The 17091-nt window shown below is 38.0% G+C and carries 15 protein-coding genes and 1 riboswitch; of the genes, 3 read left to right on the top strand and 12 right to left on the bottom strand.

The window, feature by feature from the left end; translation table 11 throughout:
• Positions 1-105: 105 nt before the first annotated feature.
• Positions 106-912: an alpha/beta hydrolase gene (locus tag SJW71_RS06255; RefSeq protein WP_274794159.1), complete on the bottom strand. Its 807-nt coding sequence runs from the start codon at positions 910-912 to the stop codon at positions 106-108.
• 134 nt (positions 913-1046) lie between these two features.
• Here SJW71_RS06255 and SJW71_RS06250 point away from each other — a divergent pair, with 134 nt between their 5' ends.
• Positions 1047-1559 carry a gamma carbonic anhydrase gene (locus SJW71_RS06250; RefSeq protein ID WP_274794160.1) on the top strand — a complete coding sequence of 171 codons (513 nt, stop codon included), beginning with the start codon at positions 1047-1049 and terminating at the stop codon, positions 1557-1559.
• Positions 1560-1737: 178 nt separating this feature from the next.
• Here the strand turns inward: SJW71_RS06250 and metK are convergent, their stop codons facing one another.
• Complete coding sequence (gene metK, locus SJW71_RS06245) at positions 1738-2934, bottom strand: methionine adenosyltransferase (RefSeq protein WP_274794161.1); 1197 nt, start codon at positions 2932-2934, stop codon at positions 1738-1740.
• 257 nt (positions 2935-3191) lie between these two features.
• Positions 3192-3310: riboswitch (SAM riboswitch) on the bottom strand.
• A 389-nt stretch (positions 3311-3699) separates the two neighbouring features.
• On the opposite strand from metK, the gene pckA reads away from it, so the two are divergent.
• The gene (gene pckA / locus SJW71_RS06240) at positions 3700-5286 is read left to right on the top strand and encodes a phosphoenolpyruvate carboxykinase (ATP) (RefSeq protein ID WP_274794162.1); all 1587 of its coding nucleotides are present in this window, start codon (positions 3700-3702) and stop codon (positions 5284-5286) included.
• Positions 5287-5864: 578 nt separating this feature from the next.
• Here the strand turns inward: pckA and SJW71_RS06235 are convergent.
• The 10 genes from SJW71_RS06235 to SJW71_RS06190 form a co-directional block, all read right to left on the bottom strand.
• Complete coding sequence (locus SJW71_RS06235; RefSeq protein ID WP_274794163.1) at positions 5865-6641, bottom strand: alpha/beta hydrolase family protein; 777 nt, start codon at positions 6639-6641, stop codon at positions 5865-5867.
• The gene (locus SJW71_RS06230; protein ID WP_274797370.1) at positions 6625-7092 is read right to left on the bottom strand and encodes an NUDIX domain-containing protein; all 468 of its coding nucleotides are present in this window, start codon (positions 7090-7092) and stop codon (positions 6625-6627) included. The genes SJW71_RS06235 and SJW71_RS06230 overlap by 17 nt, the downstream gene beginning before the upstream one ends.
• 228 nt (positions 7093-7320) lie before the next feature.
• Positions 7321-8244: an aminopeptidase gene (locus SJW71_RS06225; protein WP_274794164.1), complete on the bottom strand. Its 924-nt coding sequence runs from the start codon at positions 8242-8244 to the stop codon at positions 7321-7323.
• 11 nt (positions 8245-8255) lie between these two features.
• A complete protein-coding gene (locus SJW71_RS06220; protein ID WP_274794165.1) occupies positions 8256-9017 on the bottom strand; it encodes an IclR family transcriptional regulator in 762 nt (253 codons plus the stop codon).
• Between the two features lie 133 nt (positions 9018-9150).
• Positions 9151-10419, bottom strand: coding sequence for a M20 family metallopeptidase (locus tag SJW71_RS06215; RefSeq protein WP_274794166.1), 1269 nt, complete (start codon positions 10417-10419; stop codon positions 9151-9153).
• Entirely contained in the window at positions 10412-11365 is a 954-nt protein-coding gene (locus SJW71_RS06210) for a DUF1177 domain-containing protein (RefSeq protein WP_274794167.1), read from the bottom strand. The genes SJW71_RS06215 and SJW71_RS06210 overlap by 8 nt, the downstream gene beginning before the upstream one ends.
• A gap of 37 nt (positions 11366-11402) precedes the next feature.
• On the bottom strand, positions 11403-12410 hold the full coding sequence (locus SJW71_RS06205) for an ABC transporter ATP-binding protein (protein ID WP_274794168.1): 1008 nt from the start codon (positions 12408-12410) through the stop codon (positions 11403-11405).
• The gene (locus SJW71_RS06200) at positions 12394-13416 is read right to left on the bottom strand and encodes an ABC transporter ATP-binding protein (RefSeq protein ID WP_274794169.1); all 1023 of its coding nucleotides are present in this window, start codon (positions 13414-13416) and stop codon (positions 12394-12396) included. The genes SJW71_RS06205 and SJW71_RS06200 overlap by 17 nt, the downstream gene beginning before the upstream one ends.
• Positions 13417-13433: 17 nt before the next feature.
• A complete protein-coding gene (locus SJW71_RS06195; protein ID WP_274794170.1) occupies positions 13434-14300 on the bottom strand; it encodes an ABC transporter permease in 867 nt (288 codons plus the stop codon).
• Positions 14278-15264: an ABC transporter permease gene (locus SJW71_RS06190; RefSeq protein ID WP_431811866.1), complete on the bottom strand. Its 987-nt coding sequence runs from the start codon at positions 15262-15264 to the stop codon at positions 14278-14280. Before SJW71_RS06190 ends, SJW71_RS06195 begins: the two co-directional genes overlap by 23 nt.
• A gap of 220 nt (positions 15265-15484) precedes the next feature.
• Between SJW71_RS06190 and SJW71_RS06185 the strand changes: the two genes are divergently transcribed.
• Entirely contained in the window at positions 15485-17086 is a 1602-nt protein-coding gene (locus tag SJW71_RS06185; protein WP_431811865.1) for an ABC transporter substrate-binding protein, read from the top strand.
• Positions 17087-17091 lie beyond the last annotated feature (5 nt).

Raw genomic sequence — 17091 nt, 5'->3', positions numbered from 1 at the left:
ACCTTACTTTAAGTCATTATAGTATTACACTTTTCTGAAAATTACAATATTATTTTTAAGTAACAATATTTAAGTAAGTAACCTAGTAAATGGAAGGGTATAAACCTATTTAATTATATAACCAATTCTTCTTAGCGCATTATTAATAAAATCTCGAATATACATAAAAATCTCTTCACGCTCTACTTCATGAAATAAATTATGATAACAATTTTCCCATTCTTTGAACTGAAACTCTGTGAATTCTTGTTGATGAAGCCAATTACGAGTTTGTCGAGTTTCAGTAATCTTATCTTTCTCAGCAGTCATGATGAGCATCGGCATATTCGGGAATTCACCTTTAGGTAGCAGCACTAAATTTTTCATCATTTGCTGCAGCTCCCGATACCATTTCACTGACACGACAGACATGAATGGTATATCATCTTTCATCTCTTCTCTACCTTCAACACTTCGCGTTAATTTTTCTAAATTAATATCGTGTGTCATTTTAACATTAGCTGTTAAAGCACTTAAACTCGTTAAAGCATTCGATAATTTACCTGGTAATAGCTTTAATTGCAACCAAGGTGATGTCAAAATAATGCCAGCACATTCATATTGCTTCTTTTGCATTGTATGGAGAATTAATGTTGCTCCAAGACCATGACCTATTAAAAAGGTTGGTAAATTATATGAAAAAGCATTTTCAATTAGATTTCTTGTATACTTATTGTACAATTTGAAGTCCTCATCATGGACACGAGCAAACCTTGCATTAATACCATGATTAGGTAAATCCCCCATGACTATGTGGAAGCCTTCCATTCTTAATTTCTCTATAAGCCATGCATACCAACGGTGATTTTCATAAGCACCATGAAGAATAGCAATCACAGCCTTTGCTTGTCCATCAGCTTCCCATTTCCACATTCACATAGTCCTCCTAAAAAATAATTACACTTTGATTATATCGAAATAAATGCCACATTTTAATTTTATATTTCCATAAAGTTGCGTATTTGATACGATAATACTACATTATAGAAAGAAAAGAGGCGATTTTCATGATTTATCCATTCAAAGATAAAACGCCAAAGATCGATCCGTCTGTTTTCATTGCTGATTATGCAACCGTTACGGGCGATGTAACAATTGGTGCTGAAACAACAATTTGGTTTAATACAGTCATTCGTGGGGATGTCTCACCAACAATTATTGGTAAACGTGTTAGCATCCAAGATCTTTGTTGCTTACATCAAAGCCCAAAATATCCACTTATTATTGAAGATGAGGTTACAGTCGGACACCAAGTCACTTTACATAGTTGTACAATTCGCAAAAATGCTTTAATTGGTATGGGCTCCATTATATTAGACGGTGCAGAAATTGGAGAGGGTGCATTTATTGGAGCAGGAAGCCTCGTACCTCCAGGTAAGGTCATTCCTCCGAATAGTTTAGCATTAGGTCGCCCAGCCAAAGTTGTCCGTGAATTAAATGCTGAAGACAAAGAGGATATGGAACGTATCGTACGTGAATACGTAGAAAAAGGTCAATATTATAAATCCCTTCAGAAGTAACCAATCATACACAAAAATTCAATACTAACGAAAAAAATCCCTCGCGTGGCCGTGACCATTTCTTGTTCACGAGCCAGTGCGAGGTTTTTTTGAAAAAATAAAAGGGGCAACATTGCCCCCTTGCATATTAGTACACTAGAATAACGTTCTAACGACTTCATTACTTTAGTTCAATAGTTTACAGATGTGCTTTTTCTCGAAGTGCATCAGCTTTATCGATTTGTTCCCATGGCACATTTAAGTCAGTGCGGCCAAAATGACCATATGCTGCAGTTTGTTTATAGATCGGACGGCGTAGATCCAGCATTTTAATTATACCTGCTGGGCGTAGATCAAATAGTTCACGAACCCATTCTACGATTTCACTTTCTTTCACTCTGCCTGTACCAAATGTATCGACAGCAATGGAAACAGGTTGTGCAACACCAATCGCATAGGCAAGTTGTACCTCAGCGCGGTCTGCTAATCCAGCTGCTACAATATTTTTCGCTACATAACGTGCTGCATAAGCTGCTGAACGGTCTACCTTTGTCGCATCCTTACCTGAGAATGCTCCACCACCATGACGCGCGTAACCACCGTATGTATCAACAATGATTTTACGTCCTGTTAACCCAGCATCTCCTTTTGGTCCACCGATTACAAAACGGCCAGTTGGGTTGATGAAATATTTCGTGTTAGCATCTAATAATTCACTTGGCACAACAGGTCCAATAACAAATTCTTTTAAATCTGCTTGAATTTGATCCAGTGTTGCCTCTTCATCATGCTGTGTTGAAATAACAATAGTATCCACACGTACTGGTACATTATTGTCATCATACTCAATCGTTACTTGAGTTTTACCATCAGGACGTAAATATGCTAATTCTCCTGATTTACGTACTTCTGTTAAACGACGTGCTAATTTGTGTGCTAAACTAATTGGTAGTGGCATTAACTCTGGTGTTTCATTACATGCGTAACCAAACATTAGACCTTGGTCACCAGCACCAATAGCTTCAATATCAGCATCTGTCATTGAGCCTTCACGCGCTTCTAATGCTTGGTCAACACCTTGTGCAATATCCGGTGATTGTTCACCAATAGCCACAAGCACGGCTAAGTTTTCAGCATCAAAGCCATATTTACCGCGTGTATAGCCTATTTCGGCTACAGTATCACGAACGATACCTTTAATATCTACATAAGTAGAAGTTGTAATTTCTCCTGCTACTAATACTAATCCTGTTGTTACAGTAGTTTCACACGCTACACGTGCATTTGGATCTTCTGCTAAAATAGCATCTAAAATGGCATCCGAGATTTGGTCACAAATTTTATCTGGATGTCCTTCTGTTACACTCTCTGATGTAAACAGTCGACGGTTTGTCATTTGGTTTTCCTCCTATTACTTTTACGAAAAGTAGTTGTGTATGAATACGGTACTCATTACCCATGTCAAGTCCGCTCCTAAGGATTGAACTCTCAAGCCGTTACTGCTGCTTTTAACACGAGGATTTCGAAAGATCCGTCATTATAATAAGGAAAGAACTACATATACTTACCTTTACATTCATTTTAAACAATAAAAAAATCCTTTACTCACGTTACTTTACATGAGGAAAGGAATAATGACTTCGTAACCTTTCACTCTTATCGTTCAAGGGATGTTCCCTTGCATCAGGTTGGCACCAACGCATGTCGTGAAATGATTCATGCAGGTTGCCGGGTTTCACAGGGCCTGACCCTCCACCAGCTCGGGATAAGAGTATCCGTTCAATTGTATGTTACTGAAAAGGTCGAACGTTGTCAAATATTTTCTGATGTATTACTGTATAGAAAGGAAGGAACTGATTAAACAAAAACTTTTCATACTTGGATGATGATGTAAATAGAAGCAAATTAATCCCTACAACATACCTAGCATCTTGTGGTAACATATGTGTGGCTCAATTTTTATGCCTAATTACAGTAGGATTGATTGGATTCTACTCGAAAAACATTATTTTTTGTCAGTTTATTGAAAAGTGATAAAAACTCTAAAATAATTTCTTAATTAGTATAGATTATTTAAGCAATTGTGTTATACTATTTTTGAAATTAAGAAAAAATCCCTCTAAATCAAGGGAATACTATAAAAAAGGATGGTATTTAATCGATGAATTCAGTAGAAATTGCAAACGAACTGAAGGAATTATTAAACGGCGGTAACATTAATGTTCAACTTTCAGTACCACAATTAGCAGAAAAAGCTACATCTCGTGGTGAAGCAATGTTAACAGTAGATGGCGCAGTTCGTGCAGAAACTGGCAAATACACTGGTCGTTCACCTAAAGATAAATATACGGTAGAAGAAGAAAGCACAAAAGATCAAATTGACTGGGGTAAAGTCAACCAACCTATTTCTTCTGAAGTGTTCGATAACCTATATGTAAAAGTAATAAAATATTTAAAAGAACGTGACGAGTTATTCGTATTCAAAGGCTTTGCAGGTGCTGACAAAGATTCTCAATTAAGCATTCAAGTGATTAATGAATACGCTTGGCACAATCTTTTTGCTCATCAATTATTTATCCGTCCAACTAAAGAAGAATTAGCTTCTCATGTTGCAGACTTCACAGTTATCTCTGCTCCTAACTTTAAAGCAGATCCTGCAGTTGATGGTACATCTTCTGAAACATTCATCATTGTATCACTTGAAAAGAAAATTATTTTAATTGGTGGTACTGAGTATGCTGGTGAAATGAAAAAATCTATTTTCGGTATCATGAACTACTTATTACCACAACAAGGAATCCTTTCAATGCACTGTTCAGCAAACGTTGGTGAAGCTGGCGATGTGGCATTATTCTTCGGTCTATCTGGTACTGGTAAAACGACTTTATCTGCTGACCCAGATCGTAAGCTTATCGGTGACGATGAACATGGCTGGTCTGATAATGGAGTGTTCAACATTGAGGGTGGTTGCTATGCAAAAACAATCAACCTTTCTGCTGAAAAAGAACCAGAAATCTACAATGCAATCCGCTTCGGTTCTGTTTTAGAAAACGTAGCTGTTGACCCAGAAACTCGTATTTGTGATTATGATGATGGTTCATTAACAGAAAACACACGTGTTGCTTATCCAATCCAATACATCGAAAATATTGTTGATCCATCTGTTGCAGGTCATCCAAAAACTATCATCTTCTTAACAGCTGATGCGTTTGGCGTATTACCTCCAATCAGTAAATTAACAAAAGAGCAAGCAATGTACCACTTCCTAAGCGGTTTCACTTCTAAACTTGCTGGAACTGAACGTGGTGTAACAGAACCAGAACCAGTATTCTCTACTTGCTTCGGTTCTCCATTCCTTCCACTTCCTGCAACAGTGTATGCAGAAATGTTAGGTCAAAAGATTGACGAGCACGGCGCACAAGTATTCCTAGTAAACACTGGTTGGACTGGTGGCGAATATGGTACAGGTAGCCGTATGAAGCTTTCTTACACACGCACAATGGTACGTGCAGCAATCGATGGCAAATTAACAAATGTAGAAACAACACAAGATGCTGTCTTTGGTTTACACATTCCAACAGCAGTTGAAGGTGTACCTTCTGAAGTGTTAAACCCTCGTGAAGCTTGGGCAGATAAAGCTGCTTATGATGAAAAAGCGGCTGAACTTGCAGGTCTATTCAATGAAAACTTTAAGAAATTCACAAACGTTTCTGAAGCTATCATTACACTTGGTGGCCCATTAAAATAAACTATATACAGAACAAAGGGAACGATTTCACTCGTTCTCTTTTTCTTTTTTCTTAATGATAATATAGGGAGTTACGTATGATTATTTTTAAGTTAACTACAATTGCATGATTACTAGTGTTAACTTGGAAAAAGGCATAACCTGATAAAAGTAATTTTGGTCAATTTCAGTTTTATTGACTCCTTTTTTCATTTCATACCTGTTATAGAATATCTGTACCTGAATAAAGGTAGAAAAAATCGATATTTAAAGTTTTTTAGCAAAATAAAACAATAAATAGAGTTTGAGCCCATCCTCTCTATAAATTAGATAGGATGGGCTTATTGTTTGTTCCTGTTAAAAAGAAGGACAAAGAAAAATACCTTTGCAGTATGATTGATTGGTGTGGAGCCTGCGTCACTCCTAGGGGATTAGCGTCACAGATAAGACCCTGGAGCGAACGAAGTGAGTGAAGCGGCTTATCGGACGCCCCCTGGAAAGGACGCCGGCGGAACGGAAATCAACCCCTCGCCTTGCCACTTTGAACAAGAAGCCTTCTTGTTCTCTCAAATTACATACTTCAATTTTCTTTGTTTCAATTATTGTTGTTTCATCCATTGGCAAAGAGCGCGGACGGTTTCTCGATTTTTAGCAGGTGGGTATTGATGGGCATAGTTAGGGTCATACCATGTTTCGTATGTTTTATTAGCCTCGTCTAAGAAAAAGGCCAATTGTCTAGCATGTTCGATATCAACATTTTCATCCCGATAGCCATGGATAATTAATACTGGAGCTGTTATTTGCTCAACTTCGAAAAGCGGTGTTCGTGCATCATAAGCTTCAGGTACACGATTCGGTGTTCCTCCAATCACCCGTTTCATCATTCTTCGCATATCTGTTCGCTCCCAATAAGTAGCTGTTGCATCAGAAACACCTGCCCATGTGACGACAGAGGTGATATCCTTTCTTAAAATAGCTGTCCAAAGAGCCATAATTCCCCCACGGGAAAAACCAAAAACATGTATATTATCATTGCAAAATTGTTTGAGAACATCTACAGCATAGACTGCATCGTAACGGTCTGCACCTGCAAATTCGTCACGACCTTCTCCACCACGATTTCCACGATAGTATGGAGCAAACACAATAAAGCCCTGAGCTGCAAATTGAGCAATACGTGATGGTCTTACCATTCCAATGCTTTGCATGCCCCCTCTTAAATATAAAAAGCCATCATATGTACCTTCTGCCTTTGGCTCTGCTAATAATCCTTTTATACGTAAACCCTGTGATAAATAAGTTATTTCAGTTAACCGTATGGCTGGATTTGGTGAAGGATAGGCTCGCTTTTCTACAATTTCACCATTGTTTGTCACGATGTTTCAACTCCTCCAGCATTTTTCTCATGCCCTCATCCTTCATATGAAAGCTTAAGTTAGGATGATGGATGAATTCTTCATCTGTTAACCAAAGCATGCCCGATGTTTCTAGATCAAATTCAATATGCTCTTGACCTGCAAATTGTGCAGTAAAAACTGTTTTACAAAATTTCACTTCATCGTGAACCGCATATTCTGCGAACCATTGCAGATTTTTCACATGGACACCCGTCTCCTCAAAAACTTCCCGAATAGCTGCCTCCTCTAAGGTTTCGCCCTCCTCTAATTTGCCCCCTGGCACCTCTACACCACGTCGTTTATGGATGGTACATAGCCATTTATTTTCATGCTTTAAAAAAACAAGGACATGCTTGGGCTCTACTTCAAATTCCCCTCTTGAAAAACTTAAATCGACTTGTAGGCCATGTAAATCTGTAAATGTTAGCATAGTTTCACCCTCACGTTCTTTCTTGATGAAAACAGAAGCAACACTCACTCATTGCTCCTATTTTATGGACAGAATCTCTCGTTGATTCCTTTTTATAATGGACACTAGATGTTAATTATTATCATCCTCTAGCTTATCTATGTTAACTATAGTGTAATCCAACAAAGACAAGCAACTCTAAATTACAGCAAGCAAAAAAGCGTGCTTCATACGAAGACACGCTTTCGCTTAGATTACTTGCTTCCCATCAAAATAAACAACAGGACTTTTTACAACACAATCAATATGAACATCTGCCGCATTTGCCCCACCAAATGGCACATTACTGCCAAATGCAATATGGATTGTTCCATACACCTTTTCATCCTCTAATACATTACCACATAGGATTGCACTTTTATTGGCTCCGATGCCAAACTCTGCGATTACTCTACCATTACCTTCGCCCAGTAGTTGCAGTAATTGTGGACCATCTGGGCCAATTGCCTCTTCTAAACGTCCATTCTTGATTTTTAATAATAATGGCTCCTTTAGAACACCAATATTAGCAATTGAACCATCCACTAAAATTTCGCCATTTGCAGATGTTTCGATTGGGGCAATATAGGATTCTCCTGAAGGGATATTCCCGTGCTCCCCTGCTTGACGAATGATACCTGTAGAGGGAATTCCTACACGTTTTTCTACACTGAAGGTCAACTCATGTCCACCTTTAACAATTCGAATATCGTTTGCCGCATCGAGTAGTTGGACATATTTTCCCACCAACTCTTCTATTTCCTGTGCATTTGCATGAAGTGCACCTTGCTCAAGCATCTCCAATGTAACACCTGGCATTGTCGCTACGCGTCCACCATGCTCACAGGCATTTTTACGTGCCGCTGTATGAGTTAAGGAATGTGAGGTAATACAAAGCGTAACATCAGCATTAGCCATAAGTGTCGATACTGCAATGATTGGCTCCTGACCAGATTTTTCTAGTAACGGCATGACCATAAACATTGTCTTAGCTGTAATCGTCAGCCCAGCTTCATAAAAAATTTTCGCAATGTCTTGCTTGTGAATATCCGTCAAAATCAATAATGTTTCTGATGATTGAACATTTAAATTACCTTTTAAGATAGTAAGTGCAATGTCATGTAAATGTTGCATAATAGGACTCCTTAATTAAAATTCAAATGATATCTCCGAATAATTCCTTCTATTTCATTTCTGGCCTCTGTTAAAGGGCCTAACACCTCTGGAACACGTTCCTCGGTAAAACGATAGATGGGTCCCGAAACAGTAATCGAGGCGACAACCTGTTCTTCACTATTGAATATTGGCATAGCGAGCGCCAAGACGTCGACAGAGTATTCACTATTACTTAGTGCATAACCACATGCACGTATTTTTTCAAGCTCTGCCCGTATTTCATTGGCATCTGTCATTGTATTATTTGTATAGGCTTTTAAGGGTTCGTCAATAACCTTTGCAATTTGCTCTTCATTTAGGAATGCAAGCATAGAGCGATAGGAGGCCCCTACGTAAAGCGGCGACCTACTCCCTCTTGAAACAGTAAATTTCACCTTATTTACAGGTTCTGCTTTTAGTAATGTTAACGCTTCCAGTCCATTCAAAACTGTAAAAATAGCAGTTTCACCAGTGACATCCTTTAATTGATCAAGAACTGGCATACATAGCTGATCTATGTTTAATGAATCATACATATTCATACCAATTTCCCATAATGCAATACCAAGTGAGTATTTTTTAGTTACGGGATCTTTCGTAATAAAGCCATTATTTTCAAAGGTTTCAAGAATGCGATATAAATTTGTATGATTCATATTCATCGCCATTGCTAACTCTCTTCCGCCCCATGTGGGCTTTTCCTTTGTAAACATTTTTAAAACTGCAATTGATAAATTTAACGTCTTTAGCATATCTCTCATCCTTCTGATCTATTTATCTGTACAAACGGCTGCAAATCTTTCGCTTAAGGGGGAATAATTGAAAGATTTAGCAGCCGTCAGCACCTGATATCACTTTATCAAAAGTAAGAGAGTAGCTAATCTCTTACTTTTGATATAGGAAATCAACAGCAGCAGTAATATATACTTTTGCACAGCGTACGATATCCTCAACACGCACTTTTTCATTATAACCATGAATACTTGGCAAATACGCTGGACCATATTGTAATACAGGAATGTCATATTGTCTGAAATGTCGAGCATCACTGCTTGCCCATTGCATCACACCATATGCCTCTTGACCTGTAACAAATGAAATATTGTCCACAATCGATTGACACACAGGATTTTCAGCTGGCGTATAATTCGCTACGCTTTTGAAGCCAAAACGTTGAATCGAATAATCGATAGCTAAACTATCTAGTTTATTCTTCAAAATTTCTGTTACTTGTTCTTGTGTAATACCAAAAGGTAAGCGACAATCAACCTGTACCTTACAATAATCTGGGATAACGTTGGACTTCGTACCTCCCTCAATTGTACCAATATTTACAGTAATTTTCTCTAAAACATCTTGATATTTCAATCGATCTTTCTCCACCTCACGCATGTATTTCTTTGATACTTCGATAAGTGGCTGTACTTCTTCAGGAATGGAAATGTCCATATCCCATAATGTACGAATCTCTTGAATAGCTCGAATGGCATCGACAATAGCATTTCGTCCAGCTAAAGGAGATAGACTTCCATGTCCTGGTTCCCCACGTACTTCTAATTCAAACCAGTAAGAGCCCTTTTGTCCGATTGTAGGATTCAACGGTGAAGACGGCTCTGCAATTAAACAGCCATCTCCTTTTACTAAACTTCGTTCTAACAACCAAGGAACACCATATTCTCCACCCGTTTCTTCATCTGGTACGATCGCCAACGTTAATTTGCCTGGTAATTCAATATCCATTTTCTTCAGTAGCTTTGTCGCAAAAATAATACCCGCTAAACCAGCTTTCATATCACTTGCACCACGACCAAGCATCCAGCCATCCTTTACCTCTCCTGAGAATGGATCGAAATCCCACTTCGATAAATCGCCCACAGGTACAACATCTGTATGACCACAATAAACAAGTTCTTTTCCTTCACCATTACCAATAGAGGCAACCAAGTTAAACATTTTATCTGCAGCTTCATATTTTTGGTACGTAATGCCCACTTCATGTAAATAATTTTCGATAAAGGCTGTTATTTCAGTCGTATCTCCTGGAGGGTTGACACTGGGAATTTGAATAAGTTTTGAACAAAATTCAATTAATTCATCTTGATGATTTTCGACTGCATCGAGTAATTGCATTTTCAGTGCTTGTAAATCATTCATGTGTGTGCACCTCATTTCCTTTCGTTTGTAAGTGACTCATACTACCATATAAATTTTTCATATGGGTAAATTGTTCTTCATCATAGAAGGAGCACTTCTTAGCACCGTATGTTTTTGCTACTTCCAAGACAAATCGCACAACACTTTCAACATCTGTAACATGTGTTGCACCTGTCGCACAGCCTGCCACGACAGATTCTGTAGTAATCGCCACACCAACAACAGGGCTGGATGTTGCAACAGCTGGTTGTAAAATACTATTAATATGATATAGACCATTTCCATAAGGTGTAATATCTTGCATCGTAATCGGCAGTACAACTGGTGAAATTCCTGCTGATTGCGTATAAGCATGTAAAAGATCATCACTAATTTTCAATATGTAACCTTCTTTGACTGTTGGTGTAATAGCAAACCCTTTATGGTTACACACTTGATTGCCTTTTGTTGTATCAATCGAGAGAATCGCATCCATCGTATCTTCTACTTCATTTTCGTTCATGACACTAATATCCACCGGTGAGTTCATAAATGGCACCGGCTCATGTGGTAAGGTTGGTGCTGTTGGACAAATATGCGTCGAGAAAATAACATCTCCTTCTAACTGATCACCCTTAAGGGCCATATCAATGGCTTTAGCTGCTCCTGCCATACATGCTAGAGCGCCATCTCCATCCGATACAAAGCCTGTCATTTCAGGGCGTGCTCCAATACCCCCTAAACGACCAATAATTCCTAATGTAGGTGCATTCCCACCTGAGGATTTACCATTCTTTCCTTTCACTAGAACGCGAACAAAATCTGTTGAGCCACTTTCACCTTGAATCGTTTTTACTTTGACATCTGCTTTTGAATCAATATCGTGTAAATACTCTTTAATTGTTTCTCCATTTACATTGATACTATCCATTACCTCGTATAATTCAATAACATGCTTCAATGACATAATTAGTCCGCTCCTTTTTCTATTAACTAAATTTTATTTATATCGATGATACTTCTTGCTGTATTGACTTGAATAAATGACATGATACTTGATGTGTCGCTGTCACTGTATCAAGTGTAGGTTGGACCTTTGCACATTTTTCTGTAGCAAAGCGACAACGCTTATGGAATGCACAGCCACTCGGAGGATTTACCGGACTCGGAACATCACCCGATAAAATAATCCGTTCCTTTGAATCGAAAGGATTTTCCTTAGGAATGGCTGATAACAGGGCTTGTGTATATGGATGTTGAGGGCTTTCATAAATTTCCTTGTATGTGCCAATTTCCACAATTTTACCTAAATACATAACTGCAATGCGATCACACATATAATTCACGACATTTAGATCATGTGAGATAAATATATAGGTTAAGCCGAAATCTCTCTGTAAATCTTTTAATAGATTGATAACCTGTGCTTGGACGGAAACATCTAACGCTGAAACAGGTTCATCACATACAACAATATCTGGATTGAGTGCAAGGGCACGAGCAATATTAATGCGTTGTCTTTGACCACCCGAAAATTCATGTGGATGACGTTTTGCATGGTATGCACTTAATCCCACTGTTTCAAGTAATTCAATGACACGCTTTTTGCGTGATGCTTCATCACCCATACCATGGATGACTAAAGGCTCTGCAATGAGATATTCAATTGTTTTACGAGGATCCAGTGATGCATAAGGATTTTGGAAAACCATTTGTATCGATTTTCGGGCAGAACGGATATCCTTTGTATTTAAACTAGCTAAATCTGTTCCCTTAAACTCCACGACTCCCTCCGTTGGTGAAATCAGCTGGTTGATTAAACGGGCAACCGTTGATTTACCACAACCCGACTCGCCAACAATCCCAAGTGTCTCTCCTTTATATAACTCAAAACTTACGCCATCTACTGCTTTCACAAATTGAGTCGATTTTTTAAAAGGAATTGAACTTTTAATTGGAAAGTGCTTTTTTAAATTACTTACCTTTAAAACAAGTTCATTGTGCTGTTGCATTAAAAATTCCCTCCTTCCTTGCGACAATTTGTTCTTTTGATTGTAAATGACAAGCCACAAAATGATTATCCTGCACTTCCACTAAGTCAGGAACAGTACTACGGCAAAGATCTGTTGCTAAAGGACACCGTGCTGAGAAATGGCAGCCGCTATGTGGCATAGTTAAATCTGGCGGACTACCAGGAATGGCTGGTAATCTTTGTTGACCTTGTGTGCCCATTGTAATTTGAGATTCTAATAATCCCCAAGTATAAGGATGTAACGGTTTTTCATAGAGTTGTCTTGTCGTTGTAGATTCCACAGTACGTCCTGCATACATGACATTTACTTTGTCACAAAGCTCCCAAACGACACCTAAATCATGCGTAATCATAATGATGGCTGTATCATGTTCTTGCTGTAATTTCTTCATCAAATCAAGAATTTGAGCCTGCACGGTTACATCTAGTGCAGTTGTTGGTTCATCGGCAATGAGTAGCTTTGGATTACAAGCAAGTGCAATAGCAATCATGACACGTTGACGCATTCCACCTGAAAATTCATGTGGATACATTTTCAAACGCTTTTCAGGTTCAGGAATGCCTACCATTTTCAACATATCTACAGCTTTGAAAGCAGCATCCTTTTTCGATATATTTTCATGTGCTTGGATGACCTCTATAATTTGATTGCCCACGGTTAGTACAGGATTCAAGCTTGTAATTGGATCTTGGAAAATCATCGACATTTCATTGCCCCGTACATTACGCATTTCTTTCTCAGAAATAGCCATTAAATCACGGCCATTGAATTGAATTTTTCCATTCGTTATCTTTCCTGGCGGAGATGGAATTAAACGCATAAGAGCAGTAGCAGTCACACTCTTTCCTGACCCTGACTCTCCCACAATACCTAATGTTTCCTTCTTATTTAATTGTAAATTAACTCCATTGACAGCTTTCATCGTAGAGCCGCTACTTTTAAATTCTACTGTTAAATTTTCTACATCTAGTAAACGTTCAGTCATGACTCCACCCCCTTCCATTAGACTTTCATTTTCGGATCTAATGCATCGCGCAATCCATCACCTAAAAGGTTAATACCAAGAACTGTTAGTAAAATACAAATACCTGAAAATGTTGCCATTTGGGGGTTTAATACTAAAAAGTCTTTACCATCCTTTAAAATACTGCCCCAGGAAGCGGTTGGTGGTTGAACCCCTAAACCTAAAAAGCTAAGGGCTGCCTCTGAAATAATAGCGCCTGCTGTACTCATCGTTCCGTAAACAATTAATGGTGCTAAACAATTCGGTAGTATATGACTAAAAATTACCCGTCTATGTGTAGCGCCTAAAGAATGAGTGACTTCGATAAATTCTTCCTCTTTAACGCTTAATACTTGGCCACGAACAAGCCTTGCGAACCCTGGGATATTAGCAATACCAATGGCAACAATAACATTGACAAGCCCTTGTCCTAATACCGTCATTAACGTAATCGCTAGTAAAATGAATGGAAATGCGAAAAGACCATCCATTGTGCGCATGATAATAGAATCAATACGACCACCAAAATATCCTGCAACTAAGCCTAATAACGTGCCAAACACAGCGCCAAATAACACTGCTGCAATGCCAACAATCATTGAAATTCGAGTACCATAAACTAACCGACTAAACAAATCACGACCATAGTTATCTGTTCCTAGTAAATGTCCTTCGGTATTCATAGGTAAAAATGATTTACCAACAAGCATTTCATTCGGTGGATGGGTAGCAATCAGAGGTGCAAAAATAGCAATAATGCCCATCAACGTTACAATAATTAAGCCAATTGATGCTAATTTATTTTTTAGCAACTTCCGCAACAATGTATTTCTTTTTCTCGTTTCATTGACGATTGCTTGAGTCATTATTATTTTTTCCCCCATCCGATTCTAAGTTGACCTTAGGATTTACAACTTTATAAAGCACATCGACGATTAAGTTTATAAGCACAAAGATAAACGCAATGAAAATGACAGTTCCTTGTACGACTACAAAATCACGTTTATCAATAGCGTCTACAATCAACCGCCCCATACCAGGCCAACTAAAAATAGTTTCTGTTAAAACCGCCCCACCAAGTAAATTTGAAATTTGCATACCTAGTACCGTTAAAATAGGTGTTAGCGCATTTTTAAATGCATGTTTCCCAATCACTAAATATTCTTTGATCCCTTTAGATCGAGCTGTTTTAATATAATCTTGTGAAATAACCTCTAGCATACTAGAACGTGTAATCCGTGCGAAGGTCGCCATTGGAATTGTTGCTAAAGCAAATGCTGGCAAGATTAAATGCTTCACATATGTCCAAAGACCATCACTGATATTCCCCATCCCAGTCGCAGGGAACCAACCAAGATTGACACTGAAAAATAAGACAAGCATAATCCCCAACCAAAAAATTGGCATAGATACACCTACTAATGACACAAGCATGACAATATAATCAATGATTGTATTTTGCTTTCTAGCCGCTAGGATGCCTGCTGGTATTCCGATGATGACGGCTATTAACAAAGCTGCTAATGCAAGTATGACTGTGTTAGGAAATCTTTCGATAATAAGCCCGATGACAGACTCACTATAAGAATAGGAATATCCTAAATTTAACTGCGCCAAGTCTCCTACATATGAAATAAATTGTGAAGGCATTGATTTATTTAAACCTAGCTCTTCTCTTAAATTTTCTACATCTTCCACACTGGCTTGTGGCCCAAGCATAACTGCAGCTGGATCGCCTGGAATCATTCGCGTAATAATAAAGACGATAATCCCTACTACTAGCAGTGTTGGAATAAGGTTCACTAACCTTTTTAAAATAAATGAGCCCATCTTATGCAAGACCTCCTTTTCATTATTAGAATCAGTGGTTCATATTGTGAATAACCAAATACTACACTACATAATAATTGTTTGTAAATATATTTTTTTCTGAATCTTTTTAATTTTGTATTTACTTTCTATTTACAAGTGTGCTAATTTTATTGTCGAACCTACCATTTTTGAATCAACGGTTCATATTGTGAAACATAAATTAAGGAGGCTAGCGTATATGAAGAAAATCAACGTAAAAAAATCTTTACTACTACTCTTTTTAACTTTAGTAATTGGTGTTTTAGCAGCTTGTGGTGGGAATACAGAGAAAAGTAATTCAGCAGATGAAAAGGATGGAGAAGTCACTGCAGGTGGCACATTAAATATTGGCCTTTCAGCCAATGCCAAAACATTTGACCCTATCAAATATACGGGGGTTTATGAATCGCAAGTTATGCGTCAAATGGGTGATACTTTAGTTGTTTATAACAAAGATTTATCTGATATCATTCCATCTTTAGCAACAGAATGGAAAGTTTCTGATGATATGTTAGTTTATACGTTCAAATTACGCGAAGGTGTGAAATTCCAAAAAGGTCAATACCAAGATGGACGTGACATGACAGCGGAAGACGTTAAATATTCATTAGAGCGCTCTGCCAAAGAATCCGCTATGAATCGTTTAAGTGGTGTGACGGAAGTTAAAGTGTTATCAGATTATGAAGTAGAAATTCACTTAGCGACACCGAATGCTGCACTCCTTGCTATGCTAACGGATGCAGGAAATATCGTTATTCCAAAAGAAGAGGTCGAAGGATGGGGCGATAACTTCTCTGAACACTTCATTGGTACTGGTCCATTCCAATTAAAAGAATGGAAAAAAGATCAAGAGGTAAAACTAGTTCGTCACGAAAATTATTGGGGTGATAAGCCGAATATCGATAACTTAACAATGAAGTTTATCTCAGATCAAAACATGATGACGAATGCATTACGTTCTGGTGATATTGATATTGCCATGGATGTTAAAGGCCAAAATCGTGAAATCATCAAGCAAGATAGCAATCTTGAACTTTTAACGAATCCTGGTCTATCTATTGTTTATCTTGATCTTAACAATAAGGTAGGTCCTACTGCTGACAAACGTGTTCGTGAAGCTATTTATATGGCAACGAATGTTGAGGAAATTATTTCTGGGGTTAACCAATGGGGTGGTGGAGATGTTTCTTACTTACCATTACCACCTGGTTCATGGGGGTATGATCAATCGTTAATTGATTTAGTACCAAAATATAATCCTGAAGAAGCTAAAAAATTATTAGCAGAGGCTGGCTATCCTGATGGCTTCAAAACAGAGATTTTTGTGTCAGAAGCACGTGTTCCTTACGCTACAATTTTCCAAAGTCAATTAAAGAAAAACCTAAACATTGATGTAGAAATTAAAGTGCTTGAATGGGGTACTTACAGTGATACTGTAGCAAAAGGAAATGCCCCAATGAACATTGGGGGCTGGACTTGGTATCCAGATCCTTATTTCTTCCTTTATCAGTTATATCACACAAATCAAATTGGAGCTTTAGGTAATGGTAAAGGCTATAGTAATCCAGAAGTAGATAAATTATTAGAACGCGCAGTATCAGAAACAGTTGTTCAAGAAGAAAGAGCAAAATTATACCAAGAAGCGTTAAAACTAATATTAGCAGATGTACCACGTATCGAATTAGAAGCCACTCAAACTGTTGCAGGTGTGAGTAAAAAAGTACAGGGCTTTGAGGTCTCTGCCGATAATTCCGTACAAATTGTGCATCCAAACGGTACGAACGTATCAATCGCAAAATAATTAAA

Source organism: Lysinibacillus sp. FW12, assembly GCF_050817245.1.
GTDB classification, from domain to species: domain Bacteria; phylum Bacillota; class Bacilli; order Bacillales_A; family Planococcaceae; genus Lysinibacillus; species Lysinibacillus irui.
Note: the sequence above shows the minus strand (reverse complement) of the source record. Positions and strands in the feature narration are given on the sequence as shown.

Bases quoted from the DNA above. Each gene is read 5' to 3' on its own strand.
- SJW71_RS06255 (WP_274794159.1), bottom strand. From the start codon at position 912: ATGTGGAAATGGGAAGCTGATGGACAAGCAAAGGCTGTGATTGCTATT.
- SJW71_RS06250 (WP_274794160.1), top strand. From the start codon at position 1,047: ATGATTTATCCATTCAAAGATAAAACGCCAAAGATCGATCCGTCTGTT.
- metK (WP_274794161.1), bottom strand. From the start codon at position 2,934: ATGACAAACCGTCGACTGTTTACATCAGAGAGTGTAACAGAAGGACAT.
- pckA (WP_274794162.1), top strand. From the start codon at position 3,700: ATGAATTCAGTAGAAATTGCAAACGAACTGAAGGAATTATTAAACGGC.
- SJW71_RS06230 (WP_274797370.1), bottom strand. From the start codon at position 7,092: ATGCTAACATTTACAGATTTACATGGCCTACAAGTCGATTTAAGTTTT.
- SJW71_RS06225 (WP_274794164.1), bottom strand. From the start codon at position 8,244: ATGCAACATTTACATGACATTGCACTTACTATCTTAAAAGGTAATTTA.
- SJW71_RS06220 (WP_274794165.1), bottom strand. From the start codon at position 9,017: ATGCTAAAGACGTTAAATTTATCAATTGCAGTTTTAAAAATGTTTACA.
- SJW71_RS06215 (WP_274794166.1), bottom strand. From the start codon at position 10,419: ATGAATGATTTACAAGCACTGAAAATGCAATTACTCGATGCAGTCGAA.
- SJW71_RS06210 (WP_274794167.1), bottom strand. From the start codon at position 11,365: ATGTCATTGAAGCATGTTATTGAATTATACGAGGTAATGGATAGTATC.
- SJW71_RS06205 (WP_274794168.1), bottom strand. From the start codon at position 12,410: ATGCAACAGCACAATGAACTTGTTTTAAAGGTAAGTAATTTAAAAAAG.
- SJW71_RS06200 (WP_274794169.1), bottom strand. From the start codon at position 13,416: ATGACTGAACGTTTACTAGATGTAGAAAATTTAACAGTAGAATTTAAA.
- SJW71_RS06195 (WP_274794170.1), bottom strand. From the start codon at position 14,300: ATGACTCAAGCAATCGTCAATGAAACGAGAAAAAGAAATACATTGTTG.
- SJW71_RS06190 (WP_431811866.1), bottom strand. From the start codon at position 15,264: ATGGGCTCATTTATTTTAAAAAGGTTAGTGAACCTTATTCCAACACTG.
- SJW71_RS06185 (WP_431811865.1), top strand. From the start codon at position 15,485: ATGAAGAAAATCAACGTAAAAAAATCTTTACTACTACTCTTTTTAACT.